General features: G+C 70.7%; 11 protein-coding genes. 9 read left to right on the forward strand and 2 right to left on the reverse strand.

The window, feature by feature from the left end; translation table 11 throughout:
- Position 1: 1 nt before the first annotated feature.
- The 6 genes from ACJ8AN_RS21330 (at position 2) to ACJ8AN_RS21355 (ending at position 10,310) form a co-directional block, all read left to right on the forward strand.
- Positions 2–790: a deoxynucleoside kinase gene (locus tag ACJ8AN_RS21330; RefSeq protein WP_407757254.1), complete on the forward strand. Its 789-nt coding sequence runs from the start codon at positions 2–4 to the stop codon at positions 788–790.
- A gap of 63 nt (positions 791–853) precedes the next feature.
- Entirely contained in the window at positions 854–1,327 is a 474-nt protein-coding gene (locus tag ACJ8AN_RS21335; protein ID WP_407757418.1) for an acyl-CoA thioesterase, read from the forward strand.
- A gap of 288 nt (positions 1,328–1,615) precedes the next feature.
- The gene (locus ACJ8AN_RS21340; RefSeq protein ID WP_407757255.1) at positions 1,616–5,476 is read left to right on the forward strand and encodes a kelch repeat-containing protein; all 3,861 of its coding nucleotides are present in this window, start codon (positions 1,616–1,618) and stop codon (positions 5,474–5,476) included.
- 164 nt (positions 5,477–5,640) lie between these two features.
- Positions 5,641–7,434, forward strand: coding sequence for a serine/threonine-protein kinase (locus tag ACJ8AN_RS21345; protein WP_407757256.1), 1,794 nt, complete (start codon positions 5,641–5,643; stop codon positions 7,432–7,434).
- Complete coding sequence (locus ACJ8AN_RS21350; protein WP_407757257.1) at positions 7,431–8,303, forward strand: tetratricopeptide repeat protein; 873 nt, start codon at positions 7,431–7,433, stop codon at positions 8,301–8,303. The genes ACJ8AN_RS21345 and ACJ8AN_RS21350 overlap by 4 nt, the downstream gene beginning before the upstream one ends.
- A gap of 57 nt (positions 8,304–8,360) precedes the next feature.
- Positions 8,361–10,310, forward strand: a complete 1,950-nt coding sequence (locus ACJ8AN_RS21355; protein WP_407757258.1) for an ATP-binding protein — start codon at positions 8,361–8,363, stop codon at positions 10,308–10,310.
- An 83-nt stretch (positions 10,311–10,393) separates the two neighbouring features.
- Here the strand turns inward: ACJ8AN_RS21355 and ACJ8AN_RS21360 are convergent, their stop codons facing one another.
- A complete protein-coding gene (locus ACJ8AN_RS21360; protein WP_407757259.1) occupies positions 10,394–10,777 on the reverse strand; it encodes a HesB/IscA family protein in 384 nt (127 codons plus the stop codon).
- Positions 10,778–11,078: 301 nt separating this feature from the next.
- Here ACJ8AN_RS21360 and moeB point away from each other — a divergent pair, with 301 nt between their 5' ends.
- Positions 11,079–12,239: a molybdopterin-synthase adenylyltransferase MoeB gene (moeB, locus tag ACJ8AN_RS21365; protein WP_407757260.1), complete on the forward strand. Its 1,161-nt coding sequence runs from the start codon at positions 11,079–11,081 to the stop codon at positions 12,237–12,239.
- Between the two features lie 12 nt (positions 12,240–12,251).
- The gene (locus tag ACJ8AN_RS21370; protein ID WP_407757261.1) at positions 12,252–12,584 is read left to right on the forward strand and encodes a rhodanese-like domain-containing protein; all 333 of its coding nucleotides are present in this window, start codon (positions 12,252–12,254) and stop codon (positions 12,582–12,584) included.
- 6 nt (positions 12,585–12,590) lie between these two features.
- Here the strand turns inward: ACJ8AN_RS21370 and ACJ8AN_RS21375 are convergent, their stop codons facing one another.
- Positions 12,591–14,942, reverse strand: coding sequence for a serine/threonine protein kinase (locus tag ACJ8AN_RS21375; protein ID WP_407757262.1), 2,352 nt, complete (start codon positions 14,940–14,942; stop codon positions 12,591–12,593).
- A 129-nt stretch (positions 14,943–15,071) separates the two neighbouring features.
- Here ACJ8AN_RS21375 and ACJ8AN_RS21380 point away from each other — a divergent pair, with 129 nt between their 5' ends.
- On the forward strand, positions 15,072–15,896 hold the full coding sequence (locus tag ACJ8AN_RS21380; RefSeq protein WP_407757263.1) for a hypothetical protein: 825 nt from the start codon (positions 15,072–15,074) through the stop codon (positions 15,894–15,896).
- The last annotated feature ends 106 nt before the right edge of the window (positions 15,897–16,002 follow it).

Below are 16,002 nucleotides of genomic sequence, written 5' to 3' on the forward strand. Positions count from 1 at the left end.
TATGCCCCGCTCCCCCCAGCGCAAGCGCGCCGCCAACAAGGCCACGACAGCTCCCGACGCCGCACTGACTCCCGCCGCGCCCGAGCCGGCCGTGGCCTCCAGGCCTCCTCCGCTCCCCGAGCCCGAGGCCCCCGAGCGCAACACGCTGCGCCGCGTCCGGGCTCCCCGCCCCCGGCGCTTCGTCGCCCTGGCGGGCAACATCGGCGCGGGCAAGACGACGGCCGCCAAGATCATCAGCCAGACCTTCGGCTTCGAGCTCTTCGACGAGCCCGTCATCGATAACCGCTTCCTCAAGGACTACTACGCCAACATGGGGCGGTGGTCCTTCACCCTGCAGCTCGAGTTCCTCATCCGGCGCGTCGAGCACCACGAGCTCATCCACTCGGTGAAGAAGAGCTGCGTGCAGGACCGCACGCTCTACGAGGACCCGGAAATCTTCGCCAAGTACCTGCACGGCCTGGGGCACATGACGAACAAGGAGCTGGATTTGTACTTCGAGTACTTCCAGCGCCTGACCCACAGCATCGTGCGGCCGGACAAGGTCATCTACTTCGACGTGCCCACGGTGGACGTGCTGCTCGGACGCATCCGCGAGCGCGGCCGCGAGGAGGAGAAGGGCATCGACAAGGGCTTCCTCCGCGGCCTCAACGGCTACTACGCCACCTTCCCCATGGTGCTGAAGAACAAGTACGGCGTGGACTGCCTGGTGCTGGACGTGACGAACCAGGACATCCGCACCGGCCGGGGACGCGAGGAGTTCCTCGACCGGGTCTCCACCTTCCTCGCCTGAGGTTTGCCCGTGTCCGAGCCGTCCGAGCTCCCCGCCAAGAGCGCCCGTGATTCCGAAGTGGTGATGACGCAGATGATCCTCCCCTCGGACGCCAACTCGGTGAACACCGCGTTCGGCGGCAAGGTGATGGAGTGGATCGACGTGTGCGCGGCCATCGCCGCCCAGCGCCACTGTCGGCAGGTGGTGGTCACCGCGTCCATGGACGACCTGCACTTCCACGCCCCCATCAAGGTGGGCTGGAACGTGACGCTGCACTCGCGCGTCATCGCCACGTTCCGCACCTCCATGGAGGTGGGCGTCACGGTGACGGCGGAGAACCCGCTCACCGGAGACAAGAGCCTCACCACGAGCGCCCTGCTCACCTTCGTGGCACTTACCTCGGAGGGCAAGCGCATCCCCGTGCCGCCCCTGAAGATCGAGACGGAGGAGGAGCGCGAGGCCTTCCGCGAGGCCGAGCAGCGCCGCAAGGAGCGGCTCGCGCGCAAGCCCACCAGCTTCGCCTGGCAGAAGGTGATCAAACCCGGCACGGCGGGCTGAGACGAGGGGCGTTGGGGGCGCGGTGATCGGCTTCACACCCCTCGGGTGAGCCCGCGCACAGTGCCAGCGCGGGGCAGGCGGCAGGCTGGGATGTGTCAGGGCTCCGGATGCCCGGGGTCCTGGCAGCCGAACAGGATGACATCTGTGTTCGGACATACTGCGCTCACTCCCGCCAGGTGAATCCCCGCCGCCATGCTGCTCTTTGAATCACGACGCCTCTCTTTATTCCTGTGTCTGCTACTGGCCTGTGGCCCGACCCCCGACTCCTCGAGTAACGACGATGGGCAGGTGAACGGCCAGCGCGAGCCGCGCGGCTCCACCGCCTCGATGACGGCGGCCCTCGCCTCCTCGAATTGGAATCTGACGGGGAACCTGGCGACTCCCCGCTCCGGGCACACCGCCACCCTGCTGCCCAATGGCAAGGTCCTCGTGGTGGGCGGATACGGCGGAATCGCTCCGCTCGCCTCCGCCGAGGTGTATGACCCGACCACGGGCACCTGGTCATTCACGGGCTCGCTGACCCAGGCCCGCCAGGAGCACACCGCCACCCTGCTGCCCGGGGGCAAGGTTCTCGTGGTGGGCGGCAAACAAGGAAGCGTTCCGCTCGCTTCCGCCGAAGTGTACGACCCGGCCACGGGAGCCTGGTCCCCCGCCCCTGCACTGGAGCACGCCCGCTTCGGCCACACCGCCACCCCGCTCGCGGATGGCAGGGTCCTCGTGGTGGCCGGAAACGACGGGCTCTCCGTGCTCGCCTCCTCCGAGGTGTACGACCCGGCCACGGGGATCTGGACCCCCGCCGCTTCGCTGAAGCAGGCCCGTGAACACCACACGGCCACCCTGCTGCCCGGGGGCAAGGTCCTCGTGGTGGGCGGATACAGCGCCGGCGCCGTGCTCGCCTCCGCCGAGGTGTACAACCCGAGCACCAATACCTGGTCCTCCACGAGCCCGCTGACGCAGGCGCGCGAACATCACACGGCCACCCTTCTGTCCGGCAGCAAGCTCCTCGTGGTGGGCGGACGCGTCAACGCCGACAGTTATCTCGCCTCCACCGAGGAGTACGACGTCGCCACCGGCACCTGGACCACCGCCGGTTCGCTGGCGCAGTCCCGCGATCACCACAGCGCCGTCTTGTTGCCGGACGGCAAGCTCCTCGTGGTGGGTGGCTTCAGGAAAACCTCTGGGTCTTCCGGGCCTGTCGGCGCCACCGAGCTCTATGACCCGCGCGCGAGGACCTGGTCCTCCGCGGGTTCGCTGAAGTGGTCCCGCCTCGACGTCACCGCCACCCTGCTGCCTGGCGGCCAGGTGCTCGTGGCGGGCGGGAAGCTCTGGGACGAGGAGGAGGGGCTCATGCCCGAGGTCATGACCGAGGTGTACACCCCGGCTCCCGGGACATTCTCTCCCGCGGGCTCCCTGTCCCAGGGCCGCAGAGACCACACCGCGACCCTGCTACCTGACGGCAAGCTCCTCGTGGTGGGTGGCGGAGACAGGTCCTCCAACGCGTTCGCCACCGTTGACGTGTACAACCCGGCTACCGGGTCCTGGTCCACCACGGAGTCTCTCAAGCAGGCCCGCCGTGACCACACCGCCACCCTGCTGACGAGCGGCAAGGTGCTCGTGGTGGGCGGATACGATGGATACGCGAACGACGCGATCCACAACTCCGCCGACGTGTACAACCCGGCTACCGGGTCCTGGTCCACCACGGAGTCTCTCAAGCAGGCCCGCCATGACCACACCGCCACCCTGCTGCCCGACGGCAAGGTGCTCGTGGTGGGCGGATACGGCGCGGACGGCTCGCTCGCCTCCGCCGAGGTGTATGACCCGGCCACGGACACCTGGTCCTCCGCAGGTTCGCTCCAGCAGGCCCGCAGTAGCCACACCGCCACCCTGCTGCCCAACGGCAAGGTCCTCGTGGTGGGCGGTCAATACGACTTCATCACCCCGCTCAACTCCGCCGAGGTGTACGACCCGGTCACCGGAACCTGGTCCTCCGCGCGTTCGATGCCGCGTGCCCACGTCCGCCACACCGCCACCCTGCTGGCGGATGGCAGGCTCCTCGTGGTGGGTGGAGAGGATGGAAGCCGCACACCGCTGAGCTTCACCGAGGTGTACGACCCGGACGCCGGAGCCTGGTCTTCCACGGGCTCGCTGGCCCAAGGCCGCGAGAACCACACGGCCACCCTGCTGCCCGGCGGCAAGGTCCTCGTGGTGGGCGGGTCGGGCGATTTCTTCTCTTCGCCTGCCCCCGAAGTGTATGACCCGGCCACTGGGCTGTGGTCCTCCGCGGGCTCGCTGGCCCAGGCGCGCAAATCACACACCGCCACCCTGCTGCCGGGCGGCAAGGTCCTCGTGGTGGGCGGGATTGGAATCTCCGACGGCACCGAGCGCTCCTCCGCCGAGCTGTACCAGGACTCCACAGGGGACGAGACGTGGCGCCCCCTCCTCAGCGGCGTGAGTCCCTCCCTGTTGGAGCACGGCACCTCCCTCACCGCGACGGGCGAGCACTTCCGCGGCGGCTCCGAAGCCAGCGGTGGCAACACCCGGTCTTCTTCCACCAACCATCCCCTGCTGTCCTTGAGCTCCGTCGAAACCGGCAGGTGGGTGCCCTTGCTCGGGCGCGGCTTCTCGGACACCACCGTCTCGGCGACCCTGCCGTACGTCCCCAACGGCTATTACCTGCTGAACGTCACCACCCGGGGACTGACCTCCAGCCGGATCGTCTCCATCATCAACCGCACCGCTCCGGACACCACGCTGCACTCCGCCACGCCCGCTCCGGTGACCCAGAGCACGACCGCCCTCTTCTCGTTCTCCTCGGCGTCGAGCGTCTCCTTCGAGTGCAACCTGGATGGAACCGGCTACAGCGTCTGCGCCAGCCCCCTGCGCTACTCCACCCTGCGAGATGGCGAGCACCGCTTCCTGGTGCGCGCTCGCGACCCCGCGGGCAGCGAGGACCCCACGCCCGCCGAGTACCAGTGGACGGTGGACACGACGCCGCCCACGTCCATGGTGAACACGGCTTCGGCGCCCCGGGCCCAGACCCATGACACATCCGCCCGCCTCGCATTCTCCGCCTCGGAGCCGGGCGTCTCCTTCGCATGCAGCCTGGATGGGCAGGCCTTCGCCTCGTGCACCAGCCCCCAGGACCACGCCGGCCTGGAGGATGGCCTCCACACCTTCCAGGTGATGGCCACCGACAGGGCAGGCAACGTGGAAAGCACTCCCGTCGAGTTCCGCTGGACGGTGGACACGGTCATTCCCGACACCGCCCTCACCTCGGAGATTCAAGGGCGCACCCACATCATCAAGGCCCGGTTCCAGTTCTCGTCGGAGAAGCCCGGTGTTTCCTTCGAGTGCAGTCTGGATGGAGGCGGATTCGCCCCCTGCACCAGCCAGTATGAATCCCCCCCCTTGAGTGATGGAGCCCACGTCTTCCAGGTGCGCGCTCGCGATACCGCTGACAACGTGGACTCCACTCCCGCCGGGCTCCAATGGGAAGTGGACACGAAGGAACCGGACACCGGGATTGATGCCGCTTCGAAGCCTCCAGCCTTCACCCGCCTCACGTCCGCCCGCTTCGCGTTCTCCTCGGAGGAGGGGGCCTCGTTCGAGTGCAGCCTGGACGGAGCCGCCTTTAGCGCCTGCCCCAACCCCATGGACTACGCCTCCCTGGCCGAGGGCGAGCACACGTTGCAGGTGAAGGCCACCGACAGGGCCGGCAACGTGGACACCACCGCCGACGAGTACCGCTGGACGGTGGACACCGTGGCTCCCCGCCGGCCTGAAATCCTGGTGCCCACGCCCCACCAGCAGTTCTTCACGTCGCAGCCCATCCTCTCCGGCAAGGCCGAGCCCGGCAGCACCGTGCGGGTCTCCATCGATGGCGTCCCGCTCGACGCGGAGGCCACGGCGAACGCGGGCGGTTACTGGGAGCTCGCTTCCCCTCAACTCGATTGGGGCTCCCACCAGGCCACGGCCACCGCCACCGACCTCGCGGGCAACACCAGCGACGTGTCCCTGGAGGTGTCCTTCGCCACCGTCCAGCGCGGCTACTACGGCATGAGCTGCGCGGCGGCTCCCTCGCTCGCGTCCTCCTGGCCCTATGCCCTGCTCGCCCTGGGGCTGTTGCGGCGCAGGCGCTCGCCCTGACGCCTACTGCCGGAAGCATGCGAGGAAACAGGCCCGAGGGGGGTGAGGCTCCGGAGCCGAGGGGTATGGTAGGACAGGAGGGCGCGAGCGTTCCCCCCCGAATGAGTCTCCACGCCCTCCGTTCCTGTCAGACCTGCGGCAAACCCCTGCCGCAGGGAGTGAGGGTGTGCCCCCACGACGGAACCCCCGCGCCCGGCACCGAGCCCGTGCAGGACACCCAGACCGTCCTGCCGCTCGCGAACCCCGCGCCCTCGCCTGACTTCGCTCCGCCCACGGCCACGTCCCCACTGCCCTCCCCCCAGACTCCCGGGCCCGCGGCGGAGCGGGACGAGCTGATGGGCCAACGGCTCGGCGAGTACGTGGTGCGCGAGCGCATCGGCAGCGGGGGCATGGGCGTCGTCTACGCGGGCGAGCACACCGCCATCGGCCGCAAGGTGGCCATCAAGTTCATCCGCGAGGACCACGCGAGGGATCCCAACGCGCGCGACCTGCTGACCGAGGCGCGCGCCGCCGGCGCCATCCGCCACCACGGCGTCATCGACATCCACGGCTTCGGCCACCAGCCGGGCGTCGGCCAGTACCTCGTCATGGAGTACCTCGAGGGCCGGCCCCTCAACGAGCTCGTCCGCGAGCGCGCTCCGCTGCCGCCCTCCGAGGCCCTGCCCATCCTGTGCGAGGTGCTCGACGCGCTCTCGGCCGCGCACGCCATGGGCGTCATCCACCGCGACCTCAAGCCGAGCAACATCTTCGTCGTCCGGCAGTCCAACGGCTCCGACTACATCAAGGTGCTCGACTTCGGGCTCGCCAAGCGCGCCACCGCGCCCGACGGCACCACGCCCCAGACGCACTCGAACCTCATCGTCGGCACCCCGCAGTACATGTCCCCGGAGCAGGCCCTGTGCGAGGCGGTGGGGCCCCAGACGGACCTGTACGCGGTGGGCGTCATCGCCTTCGAGCTGCTCACCGGGCAGCGCCCCTTCCCGGGCCGCTCGCACATGGAGGTGGTGGCCCACCACCTGAGGACGCCCGCTCCCGCGCCCTCCTCGCTCGTGCCGCAGTCCCCCGAGCTCGATGACCTCGTGCTCCGGCTGCTCGCCAAGGAGCCCCAGCAACGCCCGGCCTCGGCCAGCGAGGTGGCGCGAGAGCTGAGGGCGCTGCTCCAGTCCCCGGAAAGCTCCGGGCCGAGGACGCCCCGGACGCTCTCCCGCCCCCTCCCCGCGGTGAAGCCCGCCGAGGCCGCGCCCCTCAACGCCCCCACGGCGACGCTCTCGCCCGCTCCCTCCTCGCCCACGCCGTCCTCGCCCGCGCCGGCCCCGGCGTCCCTATCGGCGCCTCCCCCGGCGCGCGGCTCGCGTTGGAAGTGGGGTGCCGTGGCGGGAGGCACGCTGGTGCTCGCGCTCGGAGTGGGCGTGGTCATGCGCGGGTCCACGGAGCCCCTCCCAACGAAGGATGCTCCGCCCCCTCCAGTCACGGCCGCGCCCACCCCGGCCCCGTCCACGGACAGCATGCCGGCCTCCGCGCCCATGCCCCGGCCCACGCCGGCCCCGGCGCCCGTGGAGTCCCAGAAGCCAGCGGCCACCGCCCTCCCCCCGGCGAAGAAGAAGACCCCCAAGCCGGTGCAGCAGCCCGTGCAGCCCGTCACCACCGCCGCGCGAGAGCCCCCACCCACAACGCCGGAGCCCACGCCCGCGCCCTCCGCTCCCGAGCGCGCCGCGACCGGAACCCTCCACCTCATGGTGAAGGGCGCCTGGGCCGAGGTGTGGATCGACGGGCAGAAGCTCGGGCGCATTCCTCCGCAGAACCGCTACCCCCTGGCCGCGGGTGAGCACGCGCTCGAGCTGCGCAACCCCAACTTCCCCGCCTACCGGCAGACGGTCGTCGTTCCCGCCAACGGTACCCTGCCGCACACCGTGGACTTCGCCGCCACGGCCCCGGTCTCCGCCTCTCCGTCTCCATGAATCCTCGACTCCTGTTGCCGCTGTTGCTCCTGCTGCTCGCTCCCGGGCTCGCGCGGGCGGCCCCTCCCTTCATCCAACCGGGCATCCAGCTCTACGAGAACGGGGAGTACGAGGTGGCGACCCAGTTCTTCCAGCAGGTGCTGGACGATCCGCGGCGCTCGCCCCAGGAGCGGGGAGAGGCGCGCGTGTACCTCGCCGCCTCGCTGCATGCGCAGGGGCGCGTGGACGAGGCCCGGCAACAGCTCGAGACGCTGGCGCGGGAGAGTCCCGAGCAGCAGGTGGATGCGGTGCGCTTCCTGCCCGAGCTGGTGGCGCTCGCCCGGGAGATCCGCCAGCGGGTGGACGCCGAGCGGGAGTTCGCGCGAAGGGACGCGGAGCGCGAGCAGCAGGCCCGGGAAGAAGCCCTGCGGCGTGCCCCGCCTCCCGCCTGGCTGCGGCCCGAGGCGTTCGGCCTCGTCGATGCCGCGGGCCCTCAATGGACCGTGGGCGCCGGCCTCGCCTATCACCGGGGCCTGCTGGAAGGCGGCGCACGGGTGATGCTCAACAGGGATCCGGCGTCCACCCCGCCGAGGCTCTTCCCGACCTTCCAACTCCAAGGCGGGCTGCTGCCGGGCAAGGGGCTCGCGCTGGGCAGCGGGGCCTTGCAGCCCCACGTGGGCCTGCGGGCCATCCTCGTGCCCGGCGCGCGGAGCTATGGCGGGGGGGTGGTGACGGGCGTGCGCTACAAGCTGGCCAACGGCCTCGTGGCGCTGCTGGACGTGGGCGCCGACTACTTCTTCCTCACCCCCGACGACGACAGCTACCGGAACTACGCCGTGACGGCCCAGGCCGGCCTCGGCTTCGACGTGCGCCTGCCCTCGGGGGAGTGAGCTCCTCCGGGCGCGCCTGTGTTCAGAACCGGCCGCGCACCCAAGACCCGGGGGCGATTGCCGGACGGGTCTGCTACGCAGCGTGACGTCACCCGAGGGAGGTCGTCACTGGAAGCCCGAGGCAGCAGCAGGTGGAGCAGGTCCTCCCTGTGGGACCATGGCTTCGCCCTCCTCGTCACCTCCGCGGCCCTGCTGCTCCAGCGCGCCGTCTATCCCTACGTGAGGGCCACGCCGTTCATCCTCTTCTTCGGCGCGGTGATGCTCTCGGGATGGAAGGGCGGATGGGGTCCCGGCCTCTTGTGTACCGGCCTCTCCGCCGTGCTGGCCGACTACTTCTTCCTGGCTCCCAACGGCGCCCTGTCCCTGAGTGCCCCGGACCTCGCGGCCATCACCCTCTTCATCATCATCGCCACCCTCATCACCTGGCTCAACGTGCGCGAGCGCTCCGCGCGGCTCGAGGCCCAGAGGCAGCGGGAGCGGCTCCACACCCTCTTCATGAAGGCCCCGGCCATCATCGCCATCCACCGGGGGCCCGAGCACGTCTTCGAGTTCAGCAACGCCATCCATGCGCAGCTGCTCGGGAACCGGGAGTTGCTGGGCAGACCCGTGCGGCAGGCGCAGCCCGAGCTGGAGGGCCTGGGCTTCTACGAGCTGCTGGACGGGGTGTACCGCACGGGGGAGCCCTACTTCGGCAAGGAAGCCCCCGCCAACGTGGGCGGCCCCACGACTCCCCGCACGGGCTACTTCAACTTCGTCTACCAGCCCCTGCCCGGGCCCGACGGCCGGCCCGAGGGGGTGCTCGTCTTCGGCTTCGAGGTCACCGAGCAGGTGCTGGCCCGGCGCGGCCTCGAGCAGACCGAGCGCCGGCTCGCCGCCATCACCCAGAATGCCACGCTGGGGCTCTTCCTGATGGACGCCCGTCAGCACTGCGTCTTCATGAACCCCGCGGCCGAGAAGATCACCGGCTTCACCCTGAACGAGCTGCGCGGCAAGCCCTTCCACGAGTTCACCCACCACACGCGGCCCGATGGGACGCCCTACCCCATGACCGAGTGCCCCATCGCTCGGGCGCTGCCCACCCGCGCCCAGGAACAGGGAGAAGAGATGTTCGTCCGCAAGGACGGCAGCTTCTACCCCGTCGCCTTCACCGCGAGCCCCCTGCTCGAGGAGGGCAAGCCGGAGGGCACCGTCATCGAGCTGCGCGACACCACGGAGGACAAGCGCATCCAGGCCGAGCGCGAGCGGCTCCTCGCCGAGCTCCAGGAAGCGGTGCGCCTGCGCGACGAGTTCCTCTCCGTCGCCAGCCACGAGCTGAAGACGCCCCTCACCCCGCTGAGTCTCCGGCTCCAGGGACTCGAGCGCACCCTCGCGGCCGAGCCGGAGTCCCCCCTGGCCCGGCGCCTCGGCAAGGAGGTGGAGGTGATGCGCCGGCAGGTGAAGCGCCTGTCGGACCTGGTGAGCGAGCTGCTGGACGTGTCGCGGATCAGCTCCGGACGCCTGAAGCTGCTGCTCGAGGAGGTGGACCTCTCGGAGGTGACCCGCGAAGTCTCCGCCCGCTTCGTCCCCGAGGCGCAGCGCTTCGGGTGCGCGCTCGTGCTCGACGTGGCGGGGCCCGTCGTCGGCCAGTGGGATCGGCTCCGGCTGGAGCAGGTCCTCACGAACCTGCTGTCCAACGCCATCAAGTACGGGGCCGGCAAGCCCATCCTCCTGCGCGTCGAGCGAGGACCGGAGCGGGCGCGGCTCCTCGTCCGGGACGCGGGCATCGGCATCACTCCCGAGGCGCTGGGGCGCATCTTCAACCGCTTCGAGCGCGCCGTGTCGGAGCGGCACTACGGGGGGCTCGGCCTGGGGCTGTACGTAACGCGGCAGATCATCGTCGCCATGGACGGCACGGTGACGGCCGAGAGCCTCCCGGAGCAGGGCGCCACCTTCACCGTGGAGCTGCCCTATCAGCCGCGGAAGCAGGAGGGGCCTCCTGAACGAGGGGCTCCGTCCGGCAGCGCATGAAAAAGGGGCGAGGGGCGCTCTGTTCGAGCCGCTTCCCTCACCCCGGGTCCAGCTTCACGGGTTCGAATCCCGTGACGTTCTCATCAGGTCGTGAACGAGGTCCCGCAGCCGCAGGACGACTTGGCGTTCGGGTTGTTGAACTTGAAGCCCGCGCCCGTCACGCTCGACACGAAGTCGATCTCCGTCCCGGCCAGGTACTTGTTGCTCAGCGCGTCGGTCGCGATCTTCACGCCGTCCTGCTCCCACGTGAGGTCGCCCGCCTTCATCTCGCGCACCAGGTTCAGGTCGTAGCCGAGGCCGCTGCAGCCCGCGGGCACCACGCGAATCGCGAAGAAGTAGTCCTGGAAGCCCTGGTCCTGGATGACCTTCTTCACCTGGGCCACGGCCGCCTCGGTGAGCTTCACCGGGCTGGTCGCCGTGCCCTGCGGCGCGGGGGTCGTCTGAACGGGGGTGGTGGTCGTATCCATGTAGGTCGGTCTCCTTAGAGGCGCCTTATAACGCCGCGCGCCGGAATTGCCATCCCAGCCAGCGGGCACACCGCAAGGTGGAGCCCCTGGGGAAGATGCGCACCTTCTCCACCGTACATCCGCCCGGGGGTGTCCTCGGGCGAACCAAACCCCGTCCTACCGAGGCCCCTGCCCGCTCGGGCGCCAGGCCCCCGGTCGAGGCGGCGAGCGCCATCCGGGCCCTCCCCTCCGCGGAGCCGTCCCCGCCCGGGCCCGTTCATCGAAGGAAAAAGCCGCCGGGCACGGGTTATACGTGTGCCCCATGAGCGCCACCTTCCGCGAGCTGCTGTCCGCCACGAAGAAGGAGATCCGCGAGGTCTCCGTCGAGGACGTCAAGCGCCTGCTGGACGCGCGCACCCCCGTGAAGCTCATCGACGTGCGCGAGGGCGACGAGTACGCCGGAGGCCGCCTGCCGGGCGCGGTGCACCTCCCCCGCGGCTTCCTCGAGCTGCGCATCGAGGACAAGGCCTCGCGCGACGAGGAGCTCGTCCTCTACTGCGCCGGTGGCACCCGCTCGGCGCTCGCGGCCCGCACGCTCCAGCTCATGGGCTATTCGCGCGTGGCCTCGCTCGCGGGCGGCTTCAACCGCTGGAGCGACGCGCACTACCCGGTGGAGAAGCCGGTGGTGCTCACCCCCGCCCAGAAGGAGCGCTACCGCCGCCACCTCATCCTCCCCGAGGTCGGCGAGGAGGGGCAGGCGAAGCTCCTCCAGTCCAAGGTGCTGCTGCTGGGCGCGGGCGGACTGGGCTCGCCCGCCGCGCTCTACCTCGCCGCCGCGGGCGTGGGCACGCTGGGCATCGTCGACGCGGACGTGGTGGAGCTGAGCAACCTCCAGCGCCAGGTGCTCCACACCCACGAGCGCGCCGGCCAGCCCAAGGTGGAGAGCGCCCGCGCCACCCTCGAGGCCCTCAACCCCGACGTGAAGGTGCTCCCCTTCGCCGAGCGCCTCACCTCGCACAACGTGCTGCGGATTCTCGAGGGCTTCGACCTGGTGCTCGACGGCGGGGACAACTTCCCCACGCGCTACCTGCTCAACGACGCGTGCGTCATGCTCGGCAAGCCCAACCTCCACGGCTCCATCTTCCGCTTCGAGGGCCAGGTCACCACCTTCGTCCCCGGCCAGGGCCCCTGCTACCGCTGCCTCTACCCCGCCCCGCCCCCTCCCGAGCTCGCGCCCTCGTGCGCCGAGGCCGGCGTGCTCGGCGTGCTCCCCGGCATCATCGGCCTCTTCCAGGCCAACGAGGCCCTCAAGCTCATCCTCGGCGTGGGCGAGCCCCTCGTCGGGCGCCTCGTCACCTTCGACGCGCTCGGCACCCGCTTCCAGGAGCTCAAGCTGCGCAAGGACCCGAAGTGCCCGGTGTGCACGCCCGGGGCGAAGGTGGAGCTCATCGACTACGAGCGCTTCTGCGCCTCGCCCGCCTGAACGGAAACCCGCATGCCCATCCCGGAGATAGATCCCGCCACCCTCGCCACCCAGCTCTCCGGCCCGCCCGGGTCGCGGCCCGTGCTGCTCGACGTGCGCTTCCCCGAGGAGAACGCCTACGTGGCGCTGCCCGGCTCGGTGCTCATCCCCCTGCCGGAGCTGGACGAGCGCGCCGAGGAGCTGGAGGCCTTCCGAGGCAGGCCCGTCGTCGTCTACTGCCACCACGGCGTGCGCAGCCTCGACGGGGCCGCGTACCTGCGCGCGCGGGGGCTGGAGGCCATGTCCCTGCGCGGAGGCATCGACCTCTACTCCCGCGCGGTGGACCCGAGCCTGCCCCGCTACTGACGCGCCCTACTGGAGGGAGTCCGCCAGGTTCACCGTCTTGTCGGTGATGTCGCGCGCCTTCACCTCGACGTCCACCGGCACCGGCTCCTTGAGGCCCGGGCCGCGCAGCTCCAGGTGGTGCGTGCCCTCGACGAGGTCCAGCTTGAAGCCCGCCTGGTAGAGGCCGAGCTTCTGCCCATCCCGGTAGATTTCGACGCTGGACACCGTCTTGGGCAGCAGCTTGAGCCGGAAGGAGCCCATCTTGAACTCCTGCGGCGGGAGCGTCTTGTGCTCGTTGGGCTCGCCGAAGGGGATGGGGATCTCCCGGAGGATGCCCTGCTCCTTGTTCTCCAGGATGAGCGTGTCCTGGAGGTGCGCGCCCGCGAGGTCCTTGTGGGCGCGCCTGGGCTCGCTGGCCATCAACGTGATGGGCGCGACGGAGCGGCACTCCGGCCGGTGCTTGACGGACACCTGCACCGGCTCGGTGGACTCCAGGCTGATCCAGATGTCCTGGCCGTCGATGGCCGAGCTGCCGAGCATCTCCAGCAGCGGGCGGCGGAAGGCGATGGCCAGCACCACCACGGCCAGCGCCGCGACCACCTTGATGACGGTCCCCATCTGGGACTTCACCGGGGCTGGCGCGGGCGCGGGCTTCGCCTTGGCGCCGGGCTTGCTGGCCTCGTCGTCGTCCTCGCGCTCCTCCGGGGCCTCCACGAAGGAGGTCCGCCGGCGGGGCGCGACCGCCTCGGGAGGCAGCTCGGTGCGGCTGGCGGTGCGCCGCCGCACGCCGGAATCCGTCTGCACCTGGGAGGACGGGGCCATGCCCGTGCGCCGGCGCGGAGGCTCCGGGGCGGGCTCCGGGGGCGGAGGCAGCCGGGTGACCTCGGGATCCTCGTCGTCCTCGATGGGCCGGGCCCGCGGGCTGAGCGCCACCGAGGCGCGCCGGGGCTGCGGCGCTTCCGCGTCCGCCGCGGGCTCGCCCACCCGGGTCCCCGAGCGGCGCATGGCCGCCGAGTCCGCGCCCGTGCGGCGGGGAGCGGGCAGCTCGGAGCCGGTGCCGCGGCTGTTGTCCACGCGGCTGGGCGCGCGCGCCACGGAGGTGGAGCCCACCTGGGTGCCACGGCGCGGGGCCGGGGCCTCGTTGCTGGTGCGGCGGCGGGGAACCTCCGTGGACTCGGGCGCCTCCCACTGCTCGCCCTCGTCCTCGTCGCCCAGCGGAAGGGTGGCGGACTCGGTGCGCTTGTTGACGACGCCCGAGCGCGTGCCGGTGCGCCGCTGCTGCCCCTGCATCTCGCCCGGCGGCGCCTCCCAGTTCATCTCCGCGGCGCGCGCCTCCATGCGCGAGCTGCTGCGCGGCGGCGGGAGCGGCTCCTCGGGCGGAGGCTCCGGCGGCACCGGCGTCCCCGTCATCGAGTCCTCGCCGCGGGGCTCCGGATTGCCGGTGTTGCGCTCCTCCTCCAGCCGGTCCGCGAAGAGCGTCTCCATCAGCTCGGAGATCTGCACCGAGCCGGCGACCCACCGCTGCCCGACGAGGAACTCCTCCAGCGCGAGCTGCAGCTGGCGCGCGTTCTGGTAGCGGTCATCCGCGGTCTTGGCCAGCGCCTTCATCACCACCGAGTCCAGCTCCGGCGGCACGTCCGCCACCTGCGAGGGCGGCAGGATGTTGCACTCGAGCGCGGCCTGCAGCGTGCCCAGCTCCGACTCGCGCTTGAGGGGGCGCGTGCCGGTGAGCAGCTCGTAGAGCACCAGTCCGATGGCGAAGATGTCCGCGCGGTGATCCAACGGCTTGCCGGCGGCCTGCTCCGGGGCCATGTACGCGAACTTGCCCTTGATGGCGCCCGACTTTGTCGCCGTGGCCTGGTCCGCCGCCTTGGCGATGCCGAAGTCCACCAGCTTCACCGAGCCGTCGAAGCTGATGAGGATGTTCTGCGGCGAGATGTCGCGGTGGACGACCTTGAGGGGCCTGCCGTTGTCGTCCGTGCGCGCGTGCGCGTAGTAGAGGCCCTCGCACGCCGAGGCCACGATGCGGATGGCCAACGGCCGGGCGATCCACCCGCCGGCGTTGTACGCCTTGCGCATCACCCGGCCCAGGTCCTCGCCGTGGATGAACTCCATGGCGATGAAGTAGGTGCCGTTGGCCTCGCCGAACTCGTACACCTGGGCGATGTTCGGGTGGTTGAAGCGCGCCGCGATACGCGCCTCGTTGCCGAACATGTCCACGAACTCCCGGTCCTCGGCGAGGTGCGGGAGGATTCGCTTCACCACCACGCTCTTGGCGAAACCCTCGATGCCCTTCTGGCGCGCAAGCCACACCTCGGCCATGCCGCCGGTAGCGAGCTTCTTGAGGAGCTGATATTTCCCGAAGAGTTGAGGGTTCATCCCGGTTCGCTCGCCGGGGGGAGCAAGCGCGAAGTGGAAGATGTCAGAGGTGTGCATCCTAGGCGACGCGCTGGGGCGAGGCAAAGACGCCGCGCGAGAAACTCCTCGCTCCCTCTCTGGCTCTCCCTGGTGACGAGCCTGTTGCTCGCCACCCCCGCCGTGGCCCAGGACCCTCCGGGCCTGCCCCAGGAGCCCACCGATAAAATTGACGTGGAGCAGCATGAAGACGGGCTGGCGCTCTCCTGGTCGGACGCCGAGGACCGCCTCAAGGGGAGCATCCGCCCCACCACGCCCCGCGCGGGGCAGTCGCTCCGGGTAAGCCTCCAGGTGGGCAGCTTCGAGGGCGAGGACTTCAACGGCCCGCTCATCCTCACCCTGCGCGAGGCGGGCGCCAACCACGGGCAGAGCGTCACCGTCGCGCGAGGCGCACGCAACTGGGAGGCCACCTTCACCCCCGAGCACGACGGCGCCTACCTGCTCGATGTGAGCTTCATCAGCACCCGGCACAAGTCGCTCCACGCGCTCTTCGAGGTAGCCCCCTCCCAGGTGCCCCGGATGCTCGGGTGGGGCGTGCTCGGGCTCGGGTGCCTGATGCTGCTCGGGTACACCGTGCGCAATCTCCTCAAGGGAGACCGGCCAGAGGAGCGAGCCCTCCCCGCCTCCGCCGATGCACCGGCGGCCCCGGGTGAGACGCCTCCCGCGCCGGCTGAGGCTCCCGCTCCGGCTGAGGCTCCCGCTCCCGCGCCGGCTGAGGCTCCCGCTCCCGCGCCGGCTGAGGCTCTCGCGCCGGCTCCGGCTGAGGCTCCCGCTCCCGCGCCGGCTGAGACTCCTCGCGCGCCGGCTCCGACCGCCGAAGCGTCCGTGGAGGCCACGTCCCCCGCCCCCGCCGCCGAGGAGGTTGGAGCCGAGGCCGAGGTCCCGGTTACCCAGGCGCCTTCCGAGCCGCGTCAGTAGACGGTCCAGTCGAACGGTCCGACAGGGTGGGCGCCCGCGCACGCCCATGTTGGACCCGACCCACAGACTCCTGTCCTCTGTGCCCTATCCCATGGGGTGCCAGGAG

The sequence above is a fragment of the Archangium sp. genome (assembly GCF_045802675.1).
Lineage (GTDB): Bacteria > Myxococcota > Myxococcia > Myxococcales > Myxococcaceae > Archangium.